The sequence below is a fragment of the Streptomyces sp. NPDC001787 genome, assembly GCF_040297465.1.
Classification (GTDB): domain Bacteria; phylum Actinomycetota; class Actinomycetes; order Streptomycetales; family Streptomycetaceae; genus Streptomyces.
The window spans coordinates 1-22,663 of sequence record NZ_JBEOZE010000041.1 but is presented as its reverse complement, the minus strand read 5'-3'; the positions used below and the strand labels follow the sequence as shown (position 1 = coordinate 22,663).

General features: G+C 71.1%; 22 protein-coding genes. 8 read left to right on the top strand and 14 right to left on the bottom strand.

What is annotated here, in order from left to right; all coding sequences use genetic code 11:
* Window positions 1–104: 104 nt before the first annotated feature.
* From ABT170_RS36005 to ABT170_RS35985, 5 genes are all read left to right on the top strand, one after another.
* Window positions 105–581: a hypothetical protein gene (locus ABT170_RS36005; RefSeq protein ID WP_329941339.1), complete on the top strand. Its 477-nt coding sequence runs from the start codon at window positions 105–107 to the stop codon at window positions 579–581.
* A 24-nt stretch (window positions 582–605) separates the two neighbouring features.
* On the top strand, window positions 606–1,403 hold the full coding sequence (locus ABT170_RS36000; RefSeq protein WP_351874599.1) for a HEAT repeat domain-containing protein: 798 nt from the start codon (window positions 606–608) through the stop codon (window positions 1,401–1,403).
* A 102-nt stretch (window positions 1,404–1,505) separates the two neighbouring features.
* The gene (locus tag ABT170_RS35995; RefSeq protein ID WP_329941341.1) at window positions 1,506–2,303 is read left to right on the top strand and encodes a DUF4253 domain-containing protein; all 798 of its coding nucleotides are present in this window, start codon (window positions 1,506–1,508) and stop codon (window positions 2,301–2,303) included.
* Between the two features lie 130 nt (window positions 2,304–2,433).
* Complete coding sequence (locus ABT170_RS35990; RefSeq protein ID WP_351874597.1) at window positions 2,434–2,865, top strand: HEAT repeat domain-containing protein; 432 nt, start codon at window positions 2,434–2,436, stop codon at window positions 2,863–2,865.
* Between the two features lie 132 nt (window positions 2,866–2,997).
* Window positions 2,998–4,956, top strand: a complete 1,959-nt coding sequence (locus ABT170_RS35985; protein WP_329941343.1) for a transglycosylase domain-containing protein — start codon at window positions 2,998–3,000, stop codon at window positions 4,954–4,956.
* A gap of 145 nt (window positions 4,957–5,101) precedes the next feature.
* Here the strand turns inward: ABT170_RS35985 and hemB are convergent, their stop codons facing one another.
* From hemB to ABT170_RS35955, 6 genes are all read right to left on the bottom strand, one after another.
* A complete protein-coding gene (gene hemB / locus ABT170_RS35980) occupies window positions 5,102–6,106 on the bottom strand; it encodes a porphobilinogen synthase (protein ID WP_329941344.1) in 1,005 nt (334 codons plus the stop codon).
* 128 nt (window positions 6,107–6,234) lie between these two features.
* On the bottom strand, window positions 6,235–7,905 hold the full coding sequence (locus tag ABT170_RS35975; RefSeq protein ID WP_351874593.1) for a bifunctional uroporphyrinogen-III C-methyltransferase/uroporphyrinogen-III synthase: 1,671 nt from the start codon (window positions 7,903–7,905) through the stop codon (window positions 6,235–6,237).
* Window positions 7,902–8,888: a hydroxymethylbilane synthase gene (hemC, locus tag ABT170_RS35970; protein WP_329941346.1), complete on the bottom strand. Its 987-nt coding sequence runs from the start codon at window positions 8,886–8,888 to the stop codon at window positions 7,902–7,904. Before hemC ends, ABT170_RS35975 begins: the two co-directional genes overlap by 4 nt.
* Window positions 8,885–10,387, bottom strand: coding sequence for a glutamyl-tRNA reductase (locus tag ABT170_RS35965; protein ID WP_351874590.1), 1,503 nt, complete (start codon window positions 10,385–10,387; stop codon window positions 8,885–8,887). The genes hemC and ABT170_RS35965 overlap by 4 nt, the downstream gene beginning before the upstream one ends.
* Window positions 10,384–11,154 carry a redox-sensing transcriptional repressor Rex gene (locus tag ABT170_RS35960; protein WP_329941348.1) on the bottom strand — a complete coding sequence of 257 codons (771 nt, stop codon included), beginning with the start codon at window positions 11,152–11,154 and terminating at the stop codon, window positions 10,384–10,386. The genes ABT170_RS35965 and ABT170_RS35960 overlap by 4 nt, the downstream gene beginning before the upstream one ends.
* A gap of 294 nt (window positions 11,155–11,448) precedes the next feature.
* Window positions 11,449–11,724, bottom strand: a complete 276-nt coding sequence (locus ABT170_RS35955; RefSeq protein ID WP_329941349.1) for a glutaredoxin family protein — start codon at window positions 11,722–11,724, stop codon at window positions 11,449–11,451.
* A 157-nt stretch (window positions 11,725–11,881) separates the two neighbouring features.
* Here ABT170_RS35955 and ABT170_RS35950 point away from each other — a divergent pair, with 157 nt between their 5' ends.
* The 3 genes from ABT170_RS35950 to ABT170_RS35940 all read left to right on the top strand — a co-directional run bounded on the left by ABT170_RS35950 (window position 11,882) and on the right by ABT170_RS35940 (window position 15,529).
* Entirely contained in the window at window positions 11,882–12,838 is a 957-nt protein-coding gene (locus ABT170_RS35950; RefSeq protein WP_351874585.1) for an HAD family hydrolase, read from the top strand.
* Between the two features lie 379 nt (window positions 12,839–13,217).
* Window positions 13,218–13,994, top strand: coding sequence for an ECF subfamily RNA polymerase sigma factor, BldN family (locus ABT170_RS35945; RefSeq protein ID WP_266922678.1), 777 nt, complete (start codon window positions 13,218–13,220; stop codon window positions 13,992–13,994).
* A 341-nt stretch (window positions 13,995–14,335) separates the two neighbouring features.
* A complete protein-coding gene (locus ABT170_RS35940; RefSeq protein ID WP_329941351.1) occupies window positions 14,336–15,529 on the top strand; it encodes a DUF5667 domain-containing protein in 1,194 nt (397 codons plus the stop codon).
* A gap of 121 nt (window positions 15,530–15,650) precedes the next feature.
* Here the strand turns inward: ABT170_RS35940 and ABT170_RS35935 are convergent, their stop codons facing one another.
* From ABT170_RS35935 to ABT170_RS35900, 8 genes are all read right to left on the bottom strand, one after another.
* A complete protein-coding gene (locus ABT170_RS35935; RefSeq protein ID WP_351874581.1) occupies window positions 15,651–16,709 on the bottom strand; it encodes a lysophospholipid acyltransferase family protein in 1,059 nt (352 codons plus the stop codon).
* A 15-nt stretch (window positions 16,710–16,724) separates the two neighbouring features.
* Entirely contained in the window at window positions 16,725–17,819 is a 1,095-nt protein-coding gene (locus tag ABT170_RS35930; protein ID WP_329941353.1) for an NAD-dependent epimerase/dehydratase family protein, read from the bottom strand.
* A 189-nt stretch (window positions 17,820–18,008) separates the two neighbouring features.
* The gene (locus tag ABT170_RS35925; RefSeq protein ID WP_003948845.1) at window positions 18,009–18,107 is read right to left on the bottom strand and encodes a 30S ribosomal protein bS22; all 99 of its coding nucleotides are present in this window, start codon (window positions 18,105–18,107) and stop codon (window positions 18,009–18,011) included.
* 110 nt (window positions 18,108–18,217) lie between these two features.
* Entirely contained in the window at window positions 18,218–18,430 is a 213-nt protein-coding gene (locus ABT170_RS35920) for a helix-turn-helix domain-containing protein (RefSeq protein ID WP_014046653.1), read from the bottom strand.
* Between the two features lie 128 nt (window positions 18,431–18,558).
* Window positions 18,559–19,374, bottom strand: coding sequence for a phosphatase (locus ABT170_RS35915; RefSeq protein WP_329941354.1), 816 nt, complete (start codon window positions 19,372–19,374; stop codon window positions 18,559–18,561).
* 141 nt (window positions 19,375–19,515) lie between these two features.
* Window positions 19,516–20,688 carry an acetoin utilization protein AcuC gene (locus ABT170_RS35910; protein WP_329941355.1) on the bottom strand — a complete coding sequence of 391 codons (1,173 nt, stop codon included), beginning with the start codon at window positions 20,686–20,688 and terminating at the stop codon, window positions 19,516–19,518.
* Window positions 20,657–21,862 carry an MFS transporter gene (locus tag ABT170_RS35905; RefSeq protein WP_329941356.1) on the bottom strand — a complete coding sequence of 402 codons (1,206 nt, stop codon included), beginning with the start codon at window positions 21,860–21,862 and terminating at the stop codon, window positions 20,657–20,659. Before ABT170_RS35905 ends, ABT170_RS35910 begins: the two co-directional genes overlap by 32 nt.
* A 41-nt stretch (window positions 21,863–21,903) precedes the next feature.
* Complete coding sequence (locus tag ABT170_RS35900; RefSeq protein ID WP_329941357.1) at window positions 21,904–22,548, bottom strand: HAD family hydrolase; 645 nt, start codon at window positions 22,546–22,548, stop codon at window positions 21,904–21,906.
* Window positions 22,549–22,663 lie beyond the last annotated feature (115 nt).

The window sequence follows — 22,663 nt, the reverse complement described above, 5'->3', positions numbered from 1 at the left end:
CACCGACTCGCCCTCCCCGAGGAGCAACGGCTCGTACCATCGGGGAGGGGGCCGAGGACCGGAACCGGAACCGGGAGCGGCACAGGGAAAGGGCGCGGTGGGGCATGCGCAGGACGACCGAAAAAGACACCCGGCTCCCCTGGCAGTCCCGTCTGCGGACATGGGGCGCGATCGTCGGCCCGCTCCTCCTGGCCTCCGTCCTGCCGCTCCTCATGGTCCTGTGGGCGGGGGACGGCGCCCGGAAACTCCTCACCGGCGAGTCCGCCACCGTCCGGAGCGTCACCCGGTGCGTGGAGGGCGGCGGCGGACAGTCAGGCGCCCCCCACTGCTACGGGAGATGGGCGTTCGCGGACGGCCGCGCGGAGTCCGGGAAGATCACCGGCGGAAGGGTGGCCGAGGGCGACACGATCTTCGCGGGCGACGGCTGGGCGTACGAGTCCACCTCGTCGCTCCACACGAAGGTCTGGCTCACAGTCGCCCTCTTCTGCGCCGGAGCCGCCGCCCTGGGCGCCAGTTGGGTGAGCTACCGCAGGACCCGGGACGACGGAACCCCCGTCGGGGCGGTCGCGGACGGGGCTTGAGGGCGCTCGCGTAGCATCGGCCGCATGGCAATGTTCGTGCACCTGACACCTGCGGCGAACGCGGCTCGCATCCGCCGCTCCGGGATACGGGCCATCAGCCACGGCCGCGCCGGATCACGGGGCCTCTACTGCTTCCCGGTCCTCCCCTCGTACACCCTCACCCACCAGTGGCTGCGCGAACTGTCGCGGCGCAGCGGGCCCGGCGGTCTCGTCGCCGTCCACATCCGCCTGCCGGACGACGAACCCGTCACCCTGGGCCACTACGGCCGCGCCCCCGCGACCACCACCGCCGCCGAGGCGGTCCGCCGCACGGCCGCCCTGGAGGACCCGCGCGGCTGGGAGGTCTTCGTCCCCCGTACGGTCACCGAACGCGAGGTGCACCGGCTGCGTCCGGTCAAACAGGTCACCGGCTGGCGCTACTTCCCCGGCTCGAACGGCAAGGCCCCCTGCACCTGCTTCGGCTGCCGGGTGCGCGGCGAGTACGGCTCCCAACGCCTGCGACAGCGCCACCCGCACCCCCTGGACGGCCCGGCCCCCGCCCCCGCGGTGCTCCTCCGCCGGATCGCCGCGGCGGGCGATCCCGGCGATCCGGCGCAACTCGTGCCGACGCTCTACTGGTTCCACATGCGCCGGCGCGGCCCGCTGGACCAACTGGCCCACCTGGCCGACCACCCGCACCCCGATGTCCGGGTGGCCCTGGTCGACGCGGTCGCCGGCTGGTCGACCCCGGGCGTCGCGGACCTTCTCCACCGCCTGTCGGACGACCCGCACGCGAACGTCCGCGAGGCCGTCGCGTTCGCCGCGCGCGCCGAGAAGGCCTGAACAGGCCCCGGACTCCCGCCGGCTGCGGGTCTTCCCGCGTGCCCGGGGCCCGCGCGGAAGGCCCCCCGGCCGCTGTCAGTGGTGCCGCTTAGAGTCACGTTCATGGCATCGCTTCCGAACCCCCTGCCGTCCCTGGCGTCCTCCGGCCTGGACCTCCCGCCCGGCTCCCTGGTGGACGACACCATGGACGGCACCTGGCACGAACCGCTCCTCTGGTACGCGAACGGCCCGGCCGCCCACGGCACATGGGCCGCGATGCGGGCCGCCGGGAAGCCGCTGGGGCTGCTCCCGGTGCTGATCGACGGCGGGCGGCGGGAGCAGTGGCCCGAGGAGTGGGACCTCGACCCGGACGGGACGTCGTACCCCGGTGACCACGACGCCGAGGAGGTCCTCAACGACTACCGGTCGTACTGCACCGAGGACACCGAAGACGCCGAGGACGGCCCCGAGCACCTGGACCTGGTTCCCCGGCCGGAGGTCGCCGGGCCGGACGAACCGGACGCCCTGGCGAAGGAGATCGCGGCCCAGATCATCGACGCGGGCGACGACGGGCCGTCCGGGCCGCGCATCGCCCTGGTCCCCGCCCGCCGCAGCGCCGACATACCGGCGGCCATCGGCTGGACCGGCCCGATGAACCACGAGAACGACGTGGCCAGGCTCTGCGCGGTGCTCCGCTCCTGGGAGGACCGGTTCGACATACGGCTCGTGGAGCTGGGGTTCGACACCCTGGTCGTCTCCGTCGCACGGCCGCCCACGACCCCGGCGGAGGCACGGGCACTGGCCGAGGAGCACTACGCGTTCTGCCCGGACAACCTCGACCAGGGCCAGTCGAACGACCTGGACGTCTACGCGGAGAAGGCGCTGCTCAACAAGGAGGCATGGTCCTTCTGGTGGGACTGACCCATCGGCGCCCGGGGGTGGTGCCGTCACCACCCCCGGCCCGGCGCACCCCCGCCCGGCGCACCCCGGCCCCTCGCATCCCCGCCCCTCGCATCCCCGCCCGACGTCCTTACGCAAAGCGCCCCGAGCCATGCCCCGACCGGACACCACTGACCCGGCCCGGCGCCTCATCGCCGAGTACCGCGCCCTGCCGGCCGACAGCGACAGGAAGCGCGAGATCATCGCCGCGCTGGACGGCGACGCGTCCGCGCAGCCCTTCCTCGTCTCGGTGGTCGCCGACGCGGGCGAGTACGACCTCGCCCGCATCGAGTGCGCCACGGTCCTGCGCCTGTGGCCCCCGGCCGATCCCGGGCTGCGGCACCGTGCGGGCAGGGCCCTGCTGGCGGCGCTGCTCGACCCCGAGGAGGACCTGGTGCGCCAGTACGCGGCCATGGCACTGGGCCCCTACGCCGCCCACGACCCCGGGGTCACCGAGGCGCTGGCCGCCGCCGCGCGGTCGGACGAGGACCCCCTCGTACAGGCCTGCGCGAGGTCCGCCCTGAAGGAGGCGGGCAGCGCCTGAGCCGAGGGGCCTTCCCGTGCGCGTTCACGACTTGTGCGGGAAAGGGCGCCGAGACAACCTGATCGCTATCCGGAACATCTCCTCTCACAAGCCCGCGCCACCGGTGCGGGACAGTGAACGAGGAGCTGGAGCATGGCCCGACGCCGCATCCGCCCGAACCGCCTTCGCAGGCTCCGTGTCGACTATCCCCGCCGGGGGAGAACCAACTGGCGCCGCTGGGTTCCCTCGTGGCGGCAGGTGGTGGGCGGGTTCCTGCTCGGAGTCGGCGCGCTGGCCGGGCTGTTCATCGGCGTGTACGCGTCCGTCGACATCCCGGACGAGAACGCCGAGGCGAACAGACAGGGCTCCGTCTACTACTGGGCGGACGGCAGCCAGTTGGTGAGCGTGGGCGAGGTCAACCGGCAGAACGTCACACTGGCCGACATACCCGACTCGGTGGAGCGGGCGGTCATCGCCGCCGAGAACGAGACCTTCTACGACGACCCGGGCGTATCGGCGACGGGGATCGCCCGCGCGGTCGTCAGCATGGTCAAGGGCGGCGAGACCCAGGGCGGCTCCACCATCACCCAGCAGTACGTGAAGAACACCTACCTCAGCCAGGAGCAGTCGGCCTCCCGGAAGTTCCAGGAGTTCTTCATCTCGCTGAAGCTCAACAACAAGAAGAGCAAGGAGGAGATCCTCCAGGGGTATCTGAACACCTCCTGGTTCGGCCGCGGCGCCAACGGCATCCAGGCGGCGGCGCAGGCGTACTACGGGATCCCCGCGAAGGACCTCAACCCCAGCCAGGCGGCGCTGCTCGCCGCTCTGCTCAAGGGGGCGGAGGAGTACGACCCCGCCGGCGGCAAGGGCAACCACGAACGCGCCGTGGACCGCTGGGAGTGGATCCTCGACCGCCAGGTGGAGGTCGGCATGATGACGAAGGCCGAGCGTGTGCACTACCGGACGTTCCCCGAACCGAGGACGGCCGCCAAGCCGACCAGCCTCGGCGGCCAGACCGGCTACCTCGTCGACATCGCCAACAAGCACATCAGGATGCGCTCCGGCCTCACCGACAAGGACCTCGCCCGCGGCGGCTACAAGGTGCACACCACCTTCGAGAAGGACAGGGTGCAGCAACTGGAGCGGGCCGTGCGCAGCGTACGCAAGCGCGATCTCGACCCCCGCAAGCGCCCCGAGGACAAGTACGTCGAGGTCGGCGCGGCATCCGTGCGGCCCGACGGGGCCGTGGCAGCGGTGTACGGCGGAGCCGACGCGGTCACCCGCTTCGCCAACAACGCCGACACCGCGGGCGTCCCCGTCGGCTCGGCCTTCAAGCCCTTCGTGCTGGCCGCGGCCCTTCAGCACGGCGACGGCATCACCCTGGAGAGCGGCTACGACAGTACGGGGAAACTGATCAGGAGCGGCCCGCTCGCGGTACCCACCTATCCGCCGGGTACCACTCCCGGCTCGGTGCAGGTCACGGCGCCGACGACCCTGAGCGAGGCGCTGATCACCTCGGCCAACGCCACCTTCGTCCAACTCGGCAAACGCATCGGGCTCAAGAAGGTGAAGGAGCTGGCGATCGCCGCCGGGCTGCGCGAACAGAGCCTGGCGCGCCTGGACCGCTCCTTCGCCCTCGGCACCTCCACACCGAGCGCGGTCAGGATGGCGGACGCCTACACCGCCTTCAGCAATGAGGGCATGCGGGCCGATCCCTACTCGGTGACCAGGATGACCCGGGACGGCGAGACGATCGAGGGCTTCGAGAAGCCCAGGCCGACGCGCGCGATGGACGCCGCGGTGGCGAACAACGTGAACAACGTCCTGGGGACGGTGGCCTGGACGAAACTGGCGCGCGACAGACGGCTCGACCCGTTCATCAACTCCCGGACTCTCGACAGCCTCTCGGCGGGTGCGACCAGCGAGGACGACCGGATGAAGTCGGCCTGGTTCATCGGCCACACGAAGGATCTGACCACGGCCGTCACGACGTTCCGCAACAAGCCCGGCACCCCTCAACTGCTGGGAATGCAGGGCATGGGCGGGGACGAGACGAATCGCGGCAACACCTTCCCGCTCCGGATCTGGACCGCCTACGTCACCGGGAAGTAGGCCCCACCGACCGGCACCCGGCCGCCCCCCACAAGCCCCGCACGCCCCGTACGCCGCCCCCACCCCGTACGACGGCCCACGCGAAAGTCCCGCCCCGCTCCCGGAGTACGTCACGGGAGCGGGGCGGGACTTTCGCGTACACGCCTCAGGAGCCGCCGCGCCCCAGCCGCTGCGCGACCTCGGTCGCCCAGTACGTCAGGATCATCCGCGCCCCGGCCCGCCGGATGCCCGTCAGGCTCTCCAGGATGGCCGCGTCCCGGTCGATCCAGCCCTTCTCCGCCGCCGCCTCGATCATCGCGTACTCACCGCTGATCTGGTACGCGGCGACCGGCACGTCCACCGAGCCGGCGACCTCGGCGAGGATGTCCAGGTACGGTCCGGCCGGCTTGACCATGACCATGTCGGCGCCCTCTTCGAGGTCGAGCGCCAGCTCGCGCAGTGACTCACGGGCGTTCGCCGGGTCCTGCTGGTACGTCTTGCGGTCGCCCTTGAGCGAGGAGCCGACGGCCTCGCGGAAGGGGCCGTAGAAGGCGGAGGAGTACTTCGCGGTGTACGCGAGGATCGAGACGTCCTCGTGGCCCGTCTGGTCCAGCGCGTCCCGGATGACACCGACCTGGCCGTCCATCATGCCGCTGGGGCCCACCACATGGGCGCCCGCGTCGGCCTGGACCTGGGCCATCTCGGCGTACCGCTCCAGGGTGGCGTCGTTGTCGACGCGGCCGTCCGCGGTCAGGACACCGCAGTGGCCGTGGTCGGTGTACTCGTCCAGGCAGAGGTCGGACATGACGACGAGATCGTCACCGACCTCCTCCCGTACGGCGCGCAGACCGAGCTGGAGGATGCCCTCCGGGTCCGTGCCCGCCGTGCCACGGGCGTCCTTACGGCTGTCCTCCGGGACACCGAAGAGCATGATCCCCGAGACCCCCGCCGACACCGCCTCGACGGCGGCCTTCCGCAGGGTGTCCAGGGTGTGCTGGTACACACCGGGCATGGCCGAGATGGCGACCGGGGCGTCGATGCCCTCGCGGACGAACGCGGGGAGGATCAGGTTCGCCGGGTCGAGCCGTGTCTCGGCGACCATCCGCCGCATCGCCGGGGTCGTCCGCAGCCGCCGGGGGCGGGAGCCGGGGAAGTTTCCGTACACAGTCATCCTTCGACGATAGACCCGTACACATCAGTGTCTTACCGACACCCGGGCCGGAAAAAGCCCGTGCCGGAAGAACGACGGACGGGCCCGGCCGCCGAAGCGGCAGGGCCCGTCGTCCGTGTCCGGACCGGTCAGGTCGTCGAGCGACGGCGGCGCGCACCCGGGCGCCGCTCGCTCGGCCGGGTCACCGGGTCACCGGCCTCCTTCGCCGCGTCCCGGCGCTGCGCGCCGAAGGCGGCCAGCGCCTCGGCGAGCTTGTGCACCGACGGCTCCGGCGACAGGACGTCGACCCGCAGGCCGTGCTCCTCGGCGGTCTTGGCCGTGGCGGGGCCGATGCACGCGATGACGGTCAGGTTGTGCGGCTTGCCCGCGATGCCGACCAGGTTGCGCAGCGTCGAGGACGAGGTGAAGAGCACCGCGTCGAAGCCGCCGCCCTTGATGGCCTCACGCGTGTCGGCGGGCGGCGGCGAGGCGCGGACCGTGCGGTACGCGGTGACGTCGTCGACCTCCCAGCCCAGCTCGATGAGACCGGCCACCAGCGTCTCGGTGGCGATGTCGGCGCGCGGCAGGAAGACACGGTCGATCGGGTCGAAGACCGGGTCGTAGGGCGGCCAGTCCTCCAGCAGACCGGCGGCGGACTGCTCGCCGGACGGCACCAGGTCGGGCTTCACACCGAAGTCGATCAGCGCGGCGGCGGTCTGCTCGCCGACTGCCGCGACCTTGATCCCGGCGAAGGCACGGGCGTCGAGCCCGTACTCCTCGAACTTCTCCCGGACGGCCTTCACCGCGTTCACGCTGGTGAAGGCGATCCACTCGTAGCGGCCCGTGACCAGGCCCTTGACCGCACGCTCCATCTGCTGGGGCGTACGCGGCGGCTCGACGGCGATCGTCGGGACCTCGTGCGGCACGGCGCCGTACGAACGCAGCTGGTCGGAGAGCGATGCCGCCTGCTCCTTCGTACGCGGCACGAGCACCTTCCAGCCGAACAGCGGCTTGGACTCGAACCACGCGAGCTGGTCGCGCTGGGCGGCGGAGCTCCGCTCCCCGACCACGGCTATGACGGGCTGGTGCCCGTCCGGCGACGGGAGGACCTTCGCCTGCTTCAGGACCTGGGCGATCGTCCCGAGGGTCGCCGTCCAGGTCCGCTGGCGGGTGGTCGTGCCCGCGACCGTGACGGTCAGCGGGGTGTCGGGCTTGCGGCCCGCGGACACCAGCTCACCGGCGGCGGCCGCGACCGAGTCCAGCGTGGTCGCCACGACGGCCGTCGCATCGCTCGCGCCGACCTCGCTCCAGCAGCGGTCCGAGGCGGTACGGGCGTCCACGAAGCGCACGTCGGCGCCCTGCGCGTCACGCAGCGGCACCCCGGCGTACGCGGGCACGCCCACGACGTTCGCGACACCGGGAACGACCTCGAAGGGCACCCCCGCGGCGGCGCACGCGAGCATCTCCGCGCCCGCGTTGCCGTCGAGGCCCGGGTCGCCGGTGACAGCACGGACGACCCGCCTGCCACCCTTCGCGGCCTCCATGACAAGATTGGCCGCATCCCTGAGAACGGGTACTCCGGCGGCTGTTGACGCCACGTCAACAACCGTCAGCTCAGGGGTGCTTACGCCTGCCCGCGCATGGCAGCGAACAACGTCGAGAACCTCCGGTTCTGCGACAAGGACGTCCGCGCTCGCAAGCGCCTCGACGGCGCGGAGCGTCAGCAGACCCGGGTCGCCGGGACCGGCGCCGAGGAAGGTGACGTGCCCTTGTGCGGACAGGACCGGAAAGTCGGATGCGGCGGGGCCGGTGGGGCTCAAAGTGCTCGCTCCCCCATAAGACCGGCCGCACCCTTGGCAAGCATCTCGGCCGCGAGCTCGCGACCGAGGGCCGCCGCGTCGTCGTGCGACGTGGGGACGGGACCGGTGGTGGACAGCTGCACCATCGAGGAGCCGTCGGTGGTACCGACGACACCGCGCAGGCGCAGTTCGTTGACAGTCTGCCCGTCGACCTGGAGGTCGGCCAGCGCACCCACGGGTGCGGAGCAGCCGGCCTCCAGGGCGGCGAGCAGGGCACGCTCGGCGGTCACGGCGGCCCGGGTGTACGGGTCGTCGAGCTCGGCGAGCGCGGCGGCGAGGTCCGCGCTGGTCTCAGCGCATTCGATCGCCAGTGCTCCCTGGCCGGGAGCGGGCAGAACGGTGTCGACCGCAAGGAAGTCGGTCACCTCACCGGTCCGGCCGAGGCGGCTGAGCCCGGCGGCGGCGAGAACCACCGCGTCCAGCTCTCCGCTCCGGACGAATCCGATCCGCGTATCGACGTTGCCCCGGATCGGCACGGTCTCGATGTCGAGGCCGTGGGACCGGGCGTACGCGTTGAGCTGCGCCATGCGGCGCGGCGAACCGGTGCCGATGCGGGCACCGGACGGCAGTTGCGCCAGGGTCAGCCCGTCGCGCGCCACCAGTACGTCGCGCGGGTCCTCGCGCAGCGGTACGGCGGCCAGCACGAGGCCCTCGGGCTGCGCGGTCGGCAGGTCCTTGAGCGAGTGCACCGCGAAGTCCACCTCGCCGCGCAGGAGTGCGTCGCGCAGCGCGGCGACGAACACACCGGTCCCGCCGATCTGCGCGAGGTGCTCGCGGGAGGTGTCCCCGTACGTGGTGATCTCGACGAGCTCGACGGCGCGCCCGGTCACCTCGCTGACCGCGTCGGCCACCATGCCTGACTGCGCCATGGCGAGCTTGCTGCGCCGGGTGCCCAGCCGCAGGGGCGCGGGCTTCCGCGCGGCCGGGGTTGAGTTGTCGGTCATGACCGCCCTCTATTCGGGTCGTTCAGGTCTGCCCGGGAGACGGCGGCCACCGTCTGCGGGTCGAGGTCGAAGAGTTCCCGCAGCGCGTCGGCGTACCCGGCGCCGCCGGGCTCACTGGCGAGCTGCTTGACCCGCACGGTGGGCGCGTGCAGGAGTTTGTCGACGACGCGCCGCACGGTCTGCGTGATCTCGGCGCGCTGCTTCTCGTTCAGGTCGGGGAGACGTCCGTCGAGGCGGGCGATCTCACCGGCGACCACATCGGCGGCCATGGTGCGCAGGGCGACCACGGTCGGGGCGACATGGGCGGCACGCTGGGCGGCGCCGAACGCGGCGACCTCGTCGGCGACGATGGTGCGCACCTGGTCCACGTCCGCGGCCATCGGAGCGTCCGCGGACGCCTCGGCGAGCGACTCGATGTCGACGAGGCGCACACCGTCGATGCGGTGGGCCGCTCCGTCGATGTCGCGCGGCATGGCGAGGTCGAGCAGGGCCAGCCGCACGGGACCGGTGGACTGGGCCGGCACGGTGACCCGCGCGGTCGTCACGGCGGCGGAGGCGGCCGACGCGGCGGAACCGTTCTCCACCCACGCGGCGTGCTGGTCGAGGTCGGCCGGGGCGGCGGTGACGGTGACCGCGGGCGCCTCGACGGCGGCGTCGAAGGTGACGCCGAGCGCTCCGGCGACGGCCTCGGCGGTCAGGACGAGCCCGGTGGCCCCGGTGCAGGACACCACGACGTCTGCACGTGTCAGTTCGTCCGCGACCGCGGACATCTCGACGGCCTGGGCGCGCACTCCGGTGCCGTCCGCCTGGTGCAGGATCTCGACGAGGCGGTCGGCGCGGGCCCGGGTCCGGTTGGCGACGACGATCTCGGAGACGCCGGTGCGGGCGAGGGTGGCGGCGGCCAGCGAGGACATCGAGCCCGCGCCGATGACCAGGGCACGCTTGCCCCCGGCCCAGACGGCGGGGTCGGCGCCGCCCGCGAGCTGCTGGAGCCCGAAGGTGACGAGCGACTGTCCGGCCCGGTCGATCCCGGTCTCGCTGTGGGCCCGCTTCCCGACCCGCAGGGCCTGCTGGAAGAGGTCGTTCAGCAGCCGGCCGGCGGTGTGGGTCTCCTGGCCGAGCGCGAGCGCGTCCTTGATCTGGCCGAGGATCTGGCCCTCGCCGACGACCATCGAGTCCAGCCCGCAGGCCACCGAGAAGAGGTGGTGGACGGCCCGGTCCTCGTAGTGCACATAGAGATACGGAGTGAGCTCGTCGAGCCCGACCCCGCTGTGCTGGGCGAGCAGGGTGGACAGCTCGGCGACGCCCGCGTGGAACTTGTCCACGTCGGCGTACAGCTCGATGCGGTTGCAGGTGGCCAGCACGGCGGCCTCGGTCGCGGGCTCCGCGGCGAGGGTGTCCTGCAGCAGCTTGGCCTGGGTCCCGGCAGCGAGCGAGGCCCGCTCCAGTACGGAGACGGGGGCGCTGCGGTGGCTCAGACCGACGACGAGGAGGCTCATGCCGGCATCACGGCGGGCATGTCCCCGTCGGGTCCCTTCCGGCTCACAGGGGTGGCGCGCATCGGCGGCGCGGACTCGTCGTCGCCCTCGGCGGCGGCGATGTCCTCACCGGCCTTGCGCTGCTCGTGGAAGGCGAGGATCTGGAGCTCGATGGACAGGTCCACCTTCCGCACGTCGACGCCCTCGGGAACCGAGAGCACGGTCGGCGCGAAGTTCAGGATGGAGGTCACACCCGCGGCCACGAGCCGGTCGCAGACCTGCTGCGCGGCGCCCGGCGGGGTGGTGATCACGCCGATGGACACACCGTTGTCGCTGATGATCCGGTCCAGGTCGTCGGTGTGCTGGACGGCGATGCCCGCGACAGGCGTTCCGGCCATCGCGGGGTCGGCGTCGATCAGGGCCGCGACCCGGAAACCGCGGGAGGCGAAGCCGCCGTAATTGGCGAGCGCCGCGCCGAGGTTACCGATGCCGACGATGGCGACGGGCCAGTCCTGGGTGAGCCCGAGTTCACGGGAGATCTGGTAGACGAGATACTCGACGTCGTACCCGACACCGCGGGTGCCGTAGGACCCCAGGTAGCTGAAGTCCTTGCGGAGCTTGGCGGAGTTGACCCCCGCCGCCGTGGCGAGTTCCTCGGAGGAGACCGTGGGAACCGATCGTTCGGACAGCGCGGTCAGTGCGCGCAGATACAGCGGAAGTCGGGCGACGGTGGCCTCGGGAATTCCTCGGCTACGGGTCGCCGGTCGGTGAGTTCGGCCAGTTGCCACGGTGCTCCTGCGGGATGAGCGGGGCTGCAGGCGGCCGTATGTCCCAAGACCGCCCCGTCGAATGCAGGCTATGTCTTTGTGAACGCGTGCACAAAGATGGTGTCCGTTTTGTCCGGTCAAAGTGACCGGGGTCACGCACATTGCCTGCGCGTTCCCGGAACCATGGACCGCATCAACCCGTTGCGGGCTCGAAGGGGGCAAAGCGGTACACACTCCTCACGTCTACGCCCCCGAGACCACTCAAAACGCCCATGATGTTAACCGGGTTTCGCCACGCCGGTCGGCGTCGGGCTCTCAGGCGCCCAGTGCGCCGCGCAGCCGTTCCGGATCCACCCGCCAGAACGTGTGCTGCTCGCCGTCGATCAGCACGACCGGAATCTGCTCCCAGTACTCCTTGTACAGCGCTTCGTCCTGAGTGATGTCCTTCTCCACCCACGACGCGCCGGTCTCCCCGCAGACCGCTTCCACCACCGCCCTCGCGTCCTCGCAGAGGTGACAGCCGGGCTTGCCCACCAGGGTGACCACCCGGTCGGCGGGCTTCTTCTTCGTACGACGCAGCAAGGCACTCATGCACACATTCTGCGCCCGCGGCGGACCGCCGCCCGCCCCGTGGCGGCGCCCTCCCGAACACCCGGAATCCCCCGTCCGGCGATTCGGCCCCGAAGAGTTCACGCGTCCGCATCCCGGCAGGTCGGGCAGGTACGGGCGGACTGGTTATGCTCACGGCATGGCCGCTCTTGGATGGCTCACACCCCGTAGGCGTTCCGCGACTGCACGGAGCGTGCTGGCAGGCGAAGCAGCAGCCGAAGCCGCACGCAGGGCCTCGCTCGCGCCCGACGACTCCCCTCTTCTCGCGGAAGCGCCCGGAACCGGGGCCCCCGAAGCCGAGGAACCCGCCTTTCCGGTGGCCGGGGACGACCGCGCCGCCGCCTTCTTCGACCTCGACAACACCGTGATGCAGGGCGCCGCGATCTTCCACTTCGGCCGCGGCCTGTACAAACGGAAGTTCTTCCAGCGCCGCGAGCTCACCCGGTTCGCCTGGCAGCAGGCGTGGTTCCGGCTGGCCGGCGTCGAGGACCCGGAACACATGCAGGACGCCCGCGACAGCGCCCTGTCCATCGTCAAGGGCCACCGCGTCTCCGAGCTGATGTCCATCGGCGAGGAGATCTACGACGAGTACATGGCCGACCGCATCTGGCCCGGCACCCGCGCGCTCGCCCAGGCCCACCTCGACGCCGGACAGAAGGTCTGGCTGGTCACGGCGGCCCCGGTGGAGACCGCCACGATCATCGCCCGCCGCCTGGGACTGACCGGCGCGCTGGGCACCGTCGCCGAATCCGTCGACGGCGTCTACACCGGCCGCCTGGTCGGCGAACCGCTGCACGGCCCCGCCAAGGCCGAAGCCGTACGCGCGCTGGCCGCGGCCGAGGGCCTCGACCTGGAGCGCTGCGCGGCCTACAGCGACTCCCACAACGACATCCCGATGCTCTCCCTGGTCGGCCACCCCTACGCGATCAACCCGGACACCAAGCTCCGCAAGCACGCCCGCGCCCTGGACTGGCGCCTGCGCGACTACCGCACGGGCCGCAAGGCCGCCAAGGTCGGCATCCCGGCCGCGGCCGGTGTCGGCGCCCTGGCCGGCGGCACCGCCGCCGCGGTCGCGCTGCACCGCCGCCGCCGCTGACCCGCCGCCGCCCCCCGACCGCACCCCGGCCGGGGGCCACGCCCGGGGGCCACGCCCGGGTCGGCACGTCCGATCGGGAGCCCGTCGGCCACGCACCGCAACCACCCCTCCGGCCAGTCGGATTACCGGCGACCGAGCACAACCCGTCGCGCCCGTAGGCAGATCACGAAGTAATCCGATCAATAAACGGTCACGATGTGCTACTTGATACGTCACTTAGCGGTAAGAGAAACGACGTAATCGATGATTTGAGCAACTCGGTGTAGCGCCGCCTGTACGAAGCGTTATTCTCCTCAGACGCATACCGGAGCTGTCACCCGCTACGACGGGTGACGGTATTCGAACTGCTCGTGATGGAAGCTCTGCCTCTGGGAGTCCCGTGTACCCACACGTCGGGGTTGACGCCTCGGGCCTGGCTACGCTGCGTGCAACGGTCATTGACCGCTTGCGCGGCTTCGTCCCCACCGCGTACGCCGTCCCCGCCTTTGCCACCCCTGCACCTGCCGGCCCTTGCTACGCCCTGGCCGAACGCAGTGCGGCGGTCGGAAGACGCAGCAACCGCGGCGCTACGACCACGTCAGCCGTACGTCGGCCGACCGCCGACAGCGACAGCGCGCGCATGATGGATCTCGTCGAGCGCGCACAGGCCGGTGAGGCGGATGCCTTCGGCCGCCTATACGACCAGTACAGCGACACCGTGTACCGGTACATCTACTACCGCGTGGGCGGCAAGGCGACGGCGGAGGACCTCACCAGTGAGACCTTCCTCCGCGCGCTGCGCCGTATCTCCACGTTCACCTGGCAGGGGCGAGACTTCGGCGCCTGGCTGGTCACCATCGCTCGAAACCTGGTCGCCGACCACTTCAAATCCAGTCGTTTCCGACTGGAAGTGACCACCGGCGAAATGCTCGACGCCAACGAGGTCGAGCGCAGCCCCGAGGACTCCGTCCTGGAGTCCCTCTCCAACGCCGCACTGCTGCAGGCCGTGCGCCGACTCAACCCACAACAGCAGGAGTGCGTCACCCTGCGGTTCCTGCAGGGCCTCTCGGTCGCCGAGACCGCCCGGGTGATGGGCAAGAACGAGGGCGCGATCAAGACCCTTCAGTACCGCGCCGTCCGTACGCTCGCCAGGCTCCTGCCGGACGACGCCCGCTGACCCGCCGCCGGGGCTCCGGCTCCGGCGGCTCCCGCCGACGAACACCCGCCGTCGAACACCCGCTGACGAGCAGCCGCCGATCAACACCGGCCGACGAACCCACCGTCGGCCGAAGGGAATCGGCTGCGAAAAACGCCTTCGGTGACCAATCCGTCACACACTGGTCCGATCATCCTTCGTGCGTAACCCAAGTGCCGCGAAGCTCGTTGTGCCGGTTGCAGGCCCCCTGTCGTCACCCCATGTCCGTTCCCACTCACTCCATCGTGTGGAAACGTTCAAGGTGTGCAACCTTCCGGACCCCCAGGGGAGTCGACCGTGCATGACGAGAGGAGGTGCCGCCAGTGATCGCAAACGTTTCGGCACACCGGCGGGCGAACGCCTTCGCCCAGGCCCTGGAGGAGCAGACCCCCCAGGGTGCGGCGGCCGTACAGCCCGAGGAACCGGCCGAACAGGCCGACCGCGGAAAGCTGTTGGCCCTGGCGAACGGCCTCGGTGAACTACCGAAGCCGCAGTTGGATCCCGAGGTCAAAGAGGTGCAGCGAGCCCAGCTCGTCGCCGCCATGGAGACCATGTTCGCCGAGGGTGGCGCGTCCACGGGCCCTCCGGTACCCGAACAGCGGAGCAAGGGGGCCCACCGGGCCTCCCCACTGCGGAAATTGCGCCCCCGCTCACGCTGGGCGAAGGGCCTCACCGCGGGTGGGCTCACCGTCGGTGTGGCCGCGGGCGCTTTCGGCGGAGTGGCCGCTGCCAGCTCCGACGCCCTGCCCGGTGATTCGCTCTACGGGCTCAAGCGCGGCATGGAGGACATCAACCGCGGTATGGCCAGCGGCGATGCCGACCGCGGCGAGGTCTACCTCGACCAGGCGTCGACCAGGCTGAGCGAAGCACGCCGCCTGATGGAGCGGGCCCGCGCCGGCGAGATGGATCACGAATCGCTCGGGGAGGTCAGACGCGCGCTCAACGGCATGTCGCACGACGCCGGGGAGGGCCACCGGCTGCTCCACTCCGCGTATCAGCGCGACGGCGCCATCGGCCCGATCCAGACCCTGGACTCCTTCTCCCGCTCGCACCGCGAGAGCTGGAGCACCCTTCGCGACCGGCTTCCCGTGCAGCTGACCGATGTCGGCGACAAGGTCAACTCGGTCTTCGAAGCCATGGACCAGGAAGTCGCCCCCCTCCAGTCCCTGCTCCCCCGCCCGGCCGGCAGGAGCGACGACAGCGTGCGCTCCGGCTCCCCCGGACAGTCCGGCGACACAGCCCGGTCCCGGCAGCCCGCGCCCTCGTCGCCCGAGGCCACCGAAGGAAGCACGGGTGACAGCACGTCGCCGGAGCCCTCCGGCTCCGGCAGCGCCCCGGCCGAAGGCCTGCTCGGCGGCGGTACGGACGGGTTGCTGGACGGCCTCCCGACGGACGGTGCCACCCCCTCACCGGACGGGGAGGCCGCCCCGCCTCCCGCACCGGACGTCACACTCCCGCCCCTGCTCCCGGGCCTGCTCCCCGGCCTGGGAATCGACGGCGAGCACCTGAAGCCGTAGGCGGTACGGGGGGCCGTTCGCTCGATCCGAGCGGTCGGCCCCCCTTCGCCGCGGCCAGCCCTTTCGCCACGGACCCGGCCGTATCACCGAGGACGCGGCCGGCGTGCAGGACCCTCGGGGCTCAGAAGAAGACCGACCGCCGCTGCACCAGCAGCTTGTACAGCGTGTGCTGGATCTGCTCCCGCACCTGATCCGTCAGGTTGAACATCAGCATCGGATCCTCCGCCGCCTCCGGCGGATAGCCGTCCGTGGGAATCGGCTCCCCGAACTGGATCGTCCACTTCGTCGGCAGCGGCACCGCCCCCAACGGCCCCAGCCACGGGAACGTCGGTGTGATCGGGAAGTACGGAATCCCCAGCAGCCGCGCCAGCGTCTTCGCGTTGCCGATCATCGGGTAGATCTCCTCCGCGCCCACGATCGAGCACGGCACGATCGGAGCCCCCGCCTGCAACGCTGTCGACACGAAACCGCCGCGCCCGAAGCGCTGCAGCTTGTACCGCTCGCCGAACGGCTTGCCGATGCCCTTGAAGCCCTCCGGCATCACTCCGACGACCTCGCCGCGCTCCAGCAGCCGTTGTGCGTCCTCCGCGCAGGCCAGCGTGTGACCGGCCTTGCGCGCGAGCTCGTTGACGACCGGCAGATGGAAGACCAGATCGGCGGCCAGCAGCCGCAGATGCCGCTCGGCCGGATGGTGGTCGTGCACCGCGACCTGGAGCATCAGGCCGTCCAGCGGCAGCGTCCCGGAGTGGTTGGCCACGATGAGCGCCCCGCCCTCGGAGGGGATGTTCTCGATGCCCTTCACCTCGACCCGGAAGTACTTGTCCGCGACCGGCCGGAGCACCGACATCAGGACCTGGTCGGTGAGCTCCTTGTCGTATCCGAACTCGTCGACCTCGTAGTCCCCGGTGACCCGCCGCCGCAGGAAGGCGAGCCCGCCCGCGATCCGCCGGTCCCAGCCGCCCCGCTCCAGGCCTCCCTGGGCTTCCTGTGGCTCCTGGGGCTCCCGGGGCGGCTCGTGCCCCTCCGGGGGCACCTGGCCGCCCGGCAGCGCGCTCACGGGCGCCGCGGGGCCCTCGCCCCGCCCGCCGCTGCCCGTCCCGGTCCGGCGACGCGCCGGACGCGAGGGGCCGCCGGACCGCGAACGGTCGTCCTCGAACGGAATGACCTTGGCATCCGCCATCGTCGGTGCGCTCCTCTACCTGGCGCCATGAGTCGTCTGTACCGCACCGGCCCCGTCACCCGACGGTCCGGCACCGGCCCCGCCGGGGAGCGGCAGCGCCGCCAGCCGGTCCACCGCCCTGCCCACGACCTCGGGCGACAGCAGCCCCGGCCCCCGGCCGCGCACGAACTCCGCGAAGGTCTCCGCCGTGCTGAACCTCGGCCGGAAACCCAGCGTCTCGCGCATCTGCACGGTGGAGACCACCCTGCCATGGGTGAGCAGCCGGATCTGTTCCGGTGAGAAGTCGGTCATGCCGATCGTACGGAGGGCCGAGCCGACCCAGGTGACGGCGGGCAGCAGCACCGGTACGGTCGGCCGCCCCAGCCGCCGGGAGCACTGCGAGAGCAGCAGCACCCCGTCGCCCGCGATGTTGAACGTCCCGCTGTTCAGCGTGGAGCGCCGGGGCTCTCGCGAGGCGATCCCCAGCACGTCGACGACATCGTCCTCGTGCACGAACTGGAGCCTCGGGTCGTATCCGAACACCGTGGGCAGGACCGGCAGCGAGAGATAGTCGGCGAGCGGCGAGTCCGGCTCGGGTCCCAGGATGTTCGCGAACCGCAGCACGCACACGGCGACGTCCGGCCGACGGCGGGCGAAGCCCCGCACGTACCCCTCGACCTCCACCGCGTCCTTGGCGAAACCGCCGCTGGGCAGCGATTTGGGCGGGGTGGTCTCGGTGAACACCGCCGGGTCCCGGGGCGCCGAGCCGTAGACACTCGTACTGGACTTGATCACGAGCCGTTGGACGGTGGGCGACTTCTGGCAGGCACCGAGCAGCTGCATGGTGCCGATGACGTTGTTCTCCTTGATCGCCGTCCGGCCGCCCGCGCCGAGCGCCTTGCCGGAGACGTCCAGATGGACCACCGTGTCGACGGAGTGCTGGGCGAGGACCCGGCCGATCGCGGGCTGCCGGATGTCCGCGCGCACGAAGTCCGCGTCGCCCAGCCGGTGCCCGGGTGCGACCGCGTCGACGGCGATCACCCGGTCCACCCCGGGCTCCCGCTGGACGCGCCGCACGAAGCGGCCCCCCAGCTGCCGGGCCGCTCCTGTGACGAGCACGACCTTGCCCAAGATCAGCGCCTTCCGTCGGTCGTGAAAGCGGGACCCCACGAAGCGGGGAATCCCCTGGCCGTCACCGTAACCGGTGGATGTCGCCCCGTGACGACCCCATGACGGGCTTTGCCGCGGGCTTGCCGAAAAAGCACCGCAGCCCTCCCACCAGGACGGCGGGAGGGCTGCGGATTCACGAACTGCGTTCGCTTACTTCTTGTTGCGACGCTGAACGCGCGTGCGCTTGAGCAGCTTGCGGTGCTTCTTCTTGGCCATCCGCTTGCGCCGCTTCTTGATAACAGAGCCCACGACTACCCTCGCTCACTTCATCTTCACTGGTGCGGGGCGTCTGGGCCCACACGACCTACGTCGGCCTAGCCTACCCGCCACCGGGTGAGGGGCGTAATCCGAGGGCAATGTCAGGCCGACTCCACCCCCACAAAGGACTCGCGGAGATACTCGTGAACCGCTTGCTCCGGCACCCGGAACGACCTTCCCACCCGGATCGCCGGCAGATGACCGCTGTGCACCAAGCGGTACACGGTCATCTTCGACACTCGCATGACCGAGGCGACTTCCGCCACGGTCAGAAACTTGACCTCGTTGAGAGGCCTCTCGCTGCCAGCAGCCATGACCCACCTGTACCTTCCGCACGCGACGCGCACCGGCTTCCCCTCCGGTGACTCTTCGTCGTTGTGCGCTCACTGCCCAGATTAGGGGCGGGTGATGCGAGTGGGGAAGAGGAGAGGCGATCGGCCGCCTACTGTGACAGACACGCCCGATTGAGTACATAGCGAGTAAGCGGCCGGTAGTAATCCGCCTGCACCGCGTCATCAACCGGAACCACGACGGACACCCGCCCCTCGGCCTCCCCGACGAACAGCGCGGGATCGTCCGTATCGGCCAGCCCGATCGCCTCGATGCCCAGCTGACCTGCACCGCAGACCCATCCGTGGTCCCCGATCACCAGCCCCGGGAGCACTCCGAGCCGCTCCACCGCAGCCGCCAGCGCGACCCGAACCGGCAGCGGCGAGTGGCTGTGCACGCCGGTCTCACCACGGGGCGTCCGCACGCCGGGTTCGCGCACCAGGGCGACGCGTCGTACGTAGTCGAGGCTGTACGTGCGTACGCCGAACCGGGTCGTTATGTCGACACATCGCCCCTGCGCGGGAGTGAGTACGGGGCACCCGGCCGCCGACAGGGCGTCTGCCAGCTCGGCGTAGAACCCGAGCAGCCGGTGCGGATGACCGGTCCCGAACAGCACCGGCACCCCCCGGGCCGCCGCACGCGCGAGCCGCTCGGCGAACGCGGCCAGCCCGGCCAGCGTACGTTCGGGATCGATCACATCCTGACCGGAAACATGCGCGGGATCGTCCGAGACCCCGCACTTGTCGGCCATCAGCCGTAACAGATCCCGTTCCCCCCAGGCCCACTCCGGATCGAGACCGAGCGTCACTCTCGGATCTCTCGCGGCGAAGAGCCGATAGCTCCGCAGACTGTTCTCCCGCGAGGTGGCCACGGGCCCGGCCAGCCGGGCCGCCAGCAAATGAGCGCGCAGCGCTCCGGTGCTCAACACTCTCTCGATACTCCCGCACGGCGCCCGGCCCGGAGCCCGAACCCACGTGAAGCCCCACAGTTGGCGTAACCGCTCCGCACGCCCGCCCGGCCCGGCCCCGCGGCCACGCACCGAGGGCCCCGGCCACGCACCGGCGGGGTCTCAGGTCAGCAGACCCCGCAGCGGGAACGCCGCCCGCCGGGTCGCCAGCACCGCCTGGTCCAGCCGGTCCGCCGGGTCGTACCCCGCGTCCCACGGCTGCCAGGTAGGCGTACGCCCGTCCGTCATCCGGGCCGGCCCCAACTGCCGGGTCCGGGCGTAGACCTCGTCCCGCCACGACGCCGGAATCACCGACTCCGGGTCCACCGGCGCATGTGCGGCGATCCCCACCAGATGGGTCCAGGACCGCGGCACCACATCCACGACCGCGTACCCGCCACCGCCCAGCGCCACCCAGCGACCGCCCTCCACATACTCATGGGCGAGATCGTGACAGGAGGCCATGACCGCCCGCTGCGCGTCCAGCGACACCGCGAGATGGGCCAGCGGGTCCTCGAAGTGCGTGTCGGCCCCGTGCTGGGTCACCAGCACCTGCGGCCGGAAGTCCGCGATCAGCTCGGGCACCACCGCGTGGAACGCCCGCAGCCACCCCGCGTCCCCCGTCCCGGCGGGCAGCGCCACATTCACCGCACCGCCCTCCCCCGCCCCCGAACCGGTCTCCTCCGGCCACCCGGTCTGCGGAAACAGCGTGCGCGGGTGCTCGTGCACCGACACCGTCAGCACCCGCGGATCCTCCCAGAACGCGGCCTGCACACCGTCACCGTGGTGAACGTCCACATCGACGTACGCGACCCGCTCCACACCCAGCTCCAGCAGCCGGGCGATGGCGAGCGCCGGGTCGTTGTAGATACAGAACCCCGCGGCACCGCCGGGCATGGCGTGGTGCAGTCCCCCGGTGAAGTTCACCGCGTGCGCGCTCTCCCCCCGCCACACGGCCTCCGCCGCCCCCACGGACAGCCCGGCGATGAGCGCGGACGCCTCGTGCATCCCGGAGAAGGCCGGATCGTCCACGGTGCCGAGCCCGTACCCCTGGTCGGCCGACCGGGGGTCCTCGGACGCGGCCCGCACCGCCGCCACATAGTCCGCGCGGTGGACCAGCCGCAGCGTGGAGTCCCCGGCGGCCTTCGCCGCCCGTACGTCCACGGCCCCGTCGAGCCCGAACGCCCGTACCAGCCCCATCGTCAGGGCGAGCCGGACAGGGTCCATCGGATGGCTGTCCCCGAAGTCGTATCCCGTTACTGCGTCATCCCACATCAGCTGTGCGCGGCCGCTCATGCCCGCCACCGTATCGGGCAGGCTCCGGACCGAACGACCGGGCGTACACGAGGGTCGCCAGCACCAGCACCATCGGTACGAGCATCGCGCCCCGGTAGCTCCACGCGTCCCCGAGCGACCCCACCAGCGGCGAACCGACGAGGAATCCGACGTAGTTGAAGATGTTCAGCCGGGCGATGGCCACATCACTGGCCCCGGGGAACATCCGCCCGGCCGCCGCGAAGGTCTGCGGCACGATCACGCAGAGCCCGAGCCCGAGCATCGTGAACCCGAGCATCCCCGCCCACGCCCCCGGCGCCACGGCCACCACCCCGAAGCCGGCCGCCGCCAGGACCGTCCCGCCCCGCACCACAGCCACGGCCCCGAGCCGCCGCACCCCGAAGTCCCCGACGGCCCGCCCCAGCAGCGTCGTCACCATGTAGACGTTGTACGGAACCGTCGACATCTGCTCCGAGCTGCCCAGCACGTCCTGGAGGTACTTGGCACTCCAGTTGGAGACGGTCGAGTCCCCGATGTACGCGAAGCTCATCACGAGGCACAGCGGCAGCAGCAGCTTGAACGAAACGGACGCCGGGTCCGCGCCGGCTCCACCGGCACCCTGCCCCTGTGGCCCCTTGCCCTCGGTGTACCACCGGCTGCCGATCAACGCGGCGGGCAGCAGCAGCACCACGGCGGGCAGATAGGACACGACCAAGGACAGATCCCAGTACGCCCCCGCCCAGGCCATCGACGCCCCCGCGATCCCGCCGAGGCTGTACACGGCATGGAACCCGAGCATGATGCTGCGCCCGTACGCCCGCTGAAGGCTGACACCCATCATGTTCATCGAGGCGTCCAGCGCCCCGACGGCCAGCCCGAACACGCCCAGCGCGAGAGCCACATGCCACAGCTGCCCGCCGCCGCCCACTCCGAGCAGGGACAGCAGCACGACGGGCTGCGCCCACCTGAGTACGGTCCCCGGCCGCACCCGCGCGACCACCTTCTCGGTCAGCACGCTGCCGACCCCCGCCAGGATCGGCACAGCGGCGAGGAAGACGGGCAGCAGCCCGTCGGATATCCCGTACTGGTCCTGGATGGCGGGGATACGCGTCACGAGCAGCGCAAAGGTCACCCCTTGCACAAGGAAGCTCAACGTCAAGGAGGCCCGACCGTGCCGCAACCGCGCATCTGTCATGGCGGGAGCGTAGAGCCAGGAACTACCCATGGGTAGATGGATCAGGCAAGCAATTCCGGCAGTTGCGCCATGTCGGAGAAGTAGCCGGTCACACCGTTCAGCCGATCCGCCGGCATCATCGACGTAAACCCGTACACATCCATCCCGGCGGCCCTGGCGGCCTCGACGCCGAGCGGGCTGTCCTCGATGACGACGCACCGTTCCGGGGCGACCCCCATGCGCTCCGCGGCGTACAGGAACAGGTCGGGCGCCGGCTTCCCCCGCCCGACGTCCTCCGAGCTGAAGATCCACTCCTCCTCGAACCACTGGTCGAGCCCGGCCGCACGGTGCCCGACCCTGATCCGTTCGTGGCTGCTGGAGGAGGCGACGCAGTAGTCCACCCCGTCGGCGACGAGCGTCCCCAGCAGTTCCTGTACCCCGTCCACCGCCACCAGCTCCCGCCGGAACGCGGCGAAGACCCGCGCGTGAAGTGTCTCGTCGAAGTCGGCAGGCAGCTTCTCGCCCGTCCGCTCCGCGATCAGATCGTGCACCCGGTGCACGGCGGCCCCCATGTAGTCGCGGAGGGACTCCTCGTACGAGGTGGGGTGACCGAGTTCGGTGAGGTAGCCGGCGAGGATGGTGTTGGAGATCGGCTCACTGTCGACGAGCACACCATCGTTGTCGAAGATGACCAGTTCGTAGCGCATGGTTCGACCCTAGACGTTCAGAACGCAGAAAAGCCCCGTGCCACAAGGCACGGGGCTTTCCCGGAAAAATTGTTCGGCGGCGTCCTACTCTCCCACAGGGTCCCCCCTGCAGTAC

Excerpts from the sequence above, each read along its gene's own strand:
- ABT170_RS35985 (WP_329941343.1), top strand. The coding sequence starts at position 2,998 with ATGGCCCGACGCCGCATCCGCCCGAACCGCCTTCGCAGGCTCCGTGTC.
- hemB (WP_329941344.1), bottom strand. The coding sequence starts at position 6,106 with ATGACTGTGTACGGAAACTTCCCCGGCTCCCGCCCCCGGCGGCTGCGG.
- ABT170_RS36005 (WP_329941339.1), top strand. The coding sequence starts at position 105 with ATGCGCAGGACGACCGAAAAAGACACCCGGCTCCCCTGGCAGTCCCGT.
- ABT170_RS35950 (WP_351874585.1), top strand. The coding sequence starts at position 11,882 with ATGGCCGCTCTTGGATGGCTCACACCCCGTAGGCGTTCCGCGACTGCA.
- ABT170_RS35920 (WP_014046653.1), bottom strand. The coding sequence starts at position 18,430 with ATGGCTGCTGGCAGCGAGAGGCCTCTCAACGAGGTCAAGTTTCTGACC.
- ABT170_RS35935 (WP_351874581.1), bottom strand. The coding sequence starts at position 16,709 with ATGGCGGATGCCAAGGTCATTCCGTTCGAGGACGACCGTTCGCGGTCC.
- ABT170_RS35990 (WP_351874597.1), top strand. The coding sequence starts at position 2,434 with ATGCCCCGACCGGACACCACTGACCCGGCCCGGCGCCTCATCGCCGAG.
- ABT170_RS35955 (WP_329941349.1), bottom strand. The coding sequence starts at position 11,724 with ATGAGTGCCTTGCTGCGTCGTACGAAGAAGAAGCCCGCCGACCGGGTG.
- ABT170_RS35900 (WP_329941357.1), bottom strand. The coding sequence starts at position 22,548 with ATGCGCTACGAACTGGTCATCTTCGACAACGATGGTGTGCTCGTCGAC.
- ABT170_RS36000 (WP_351874599.1), top strand. The coding sequence starts at position 606 with ATGGCAATGTTCGTGCACCTGACACCTGCGGCGAACGCGGCTCGCATC.
- ABT170_RS35965 (WP_351874590.1), bottom strand. The coding sequence starts at position 10,387 with ATGAGCCTCCTCGTCGTCGGTCTGAGCCACCGCAGCGCCCCCGTCTCC.
- ABT170_RS35910 (WP_329941355.1), bottom strand. The coding sequence starts at position 20,688 with ATGAGCGGCCGCGCACAGCTGATGTGGGATGACGCAGTAACGGGATAC.
- ABT170_RS35995 (WP_329941341.1), top strand. The coding sequence starts at position 1,506 with ATGGCATCGCTTCCGAACCCCCTGCCGTCCCTGGCGTCCTCCGGCCTG.
- hemC (WP_329941346.1), bottom strand. The coding sequence starts at position 8,888 with ATGACCGACAACTCAACCCCGGCCGCGCGGAAGCCCGCGCCCCTGCGG.
- ABT170_RS35905 (WP_329941356.1), bottom strand. The coding sequence starts at position 21,862 with ATGACAGATGCGCGGTTGCGGCACGGTCGGGCCTCCTTGACGTTGAGC.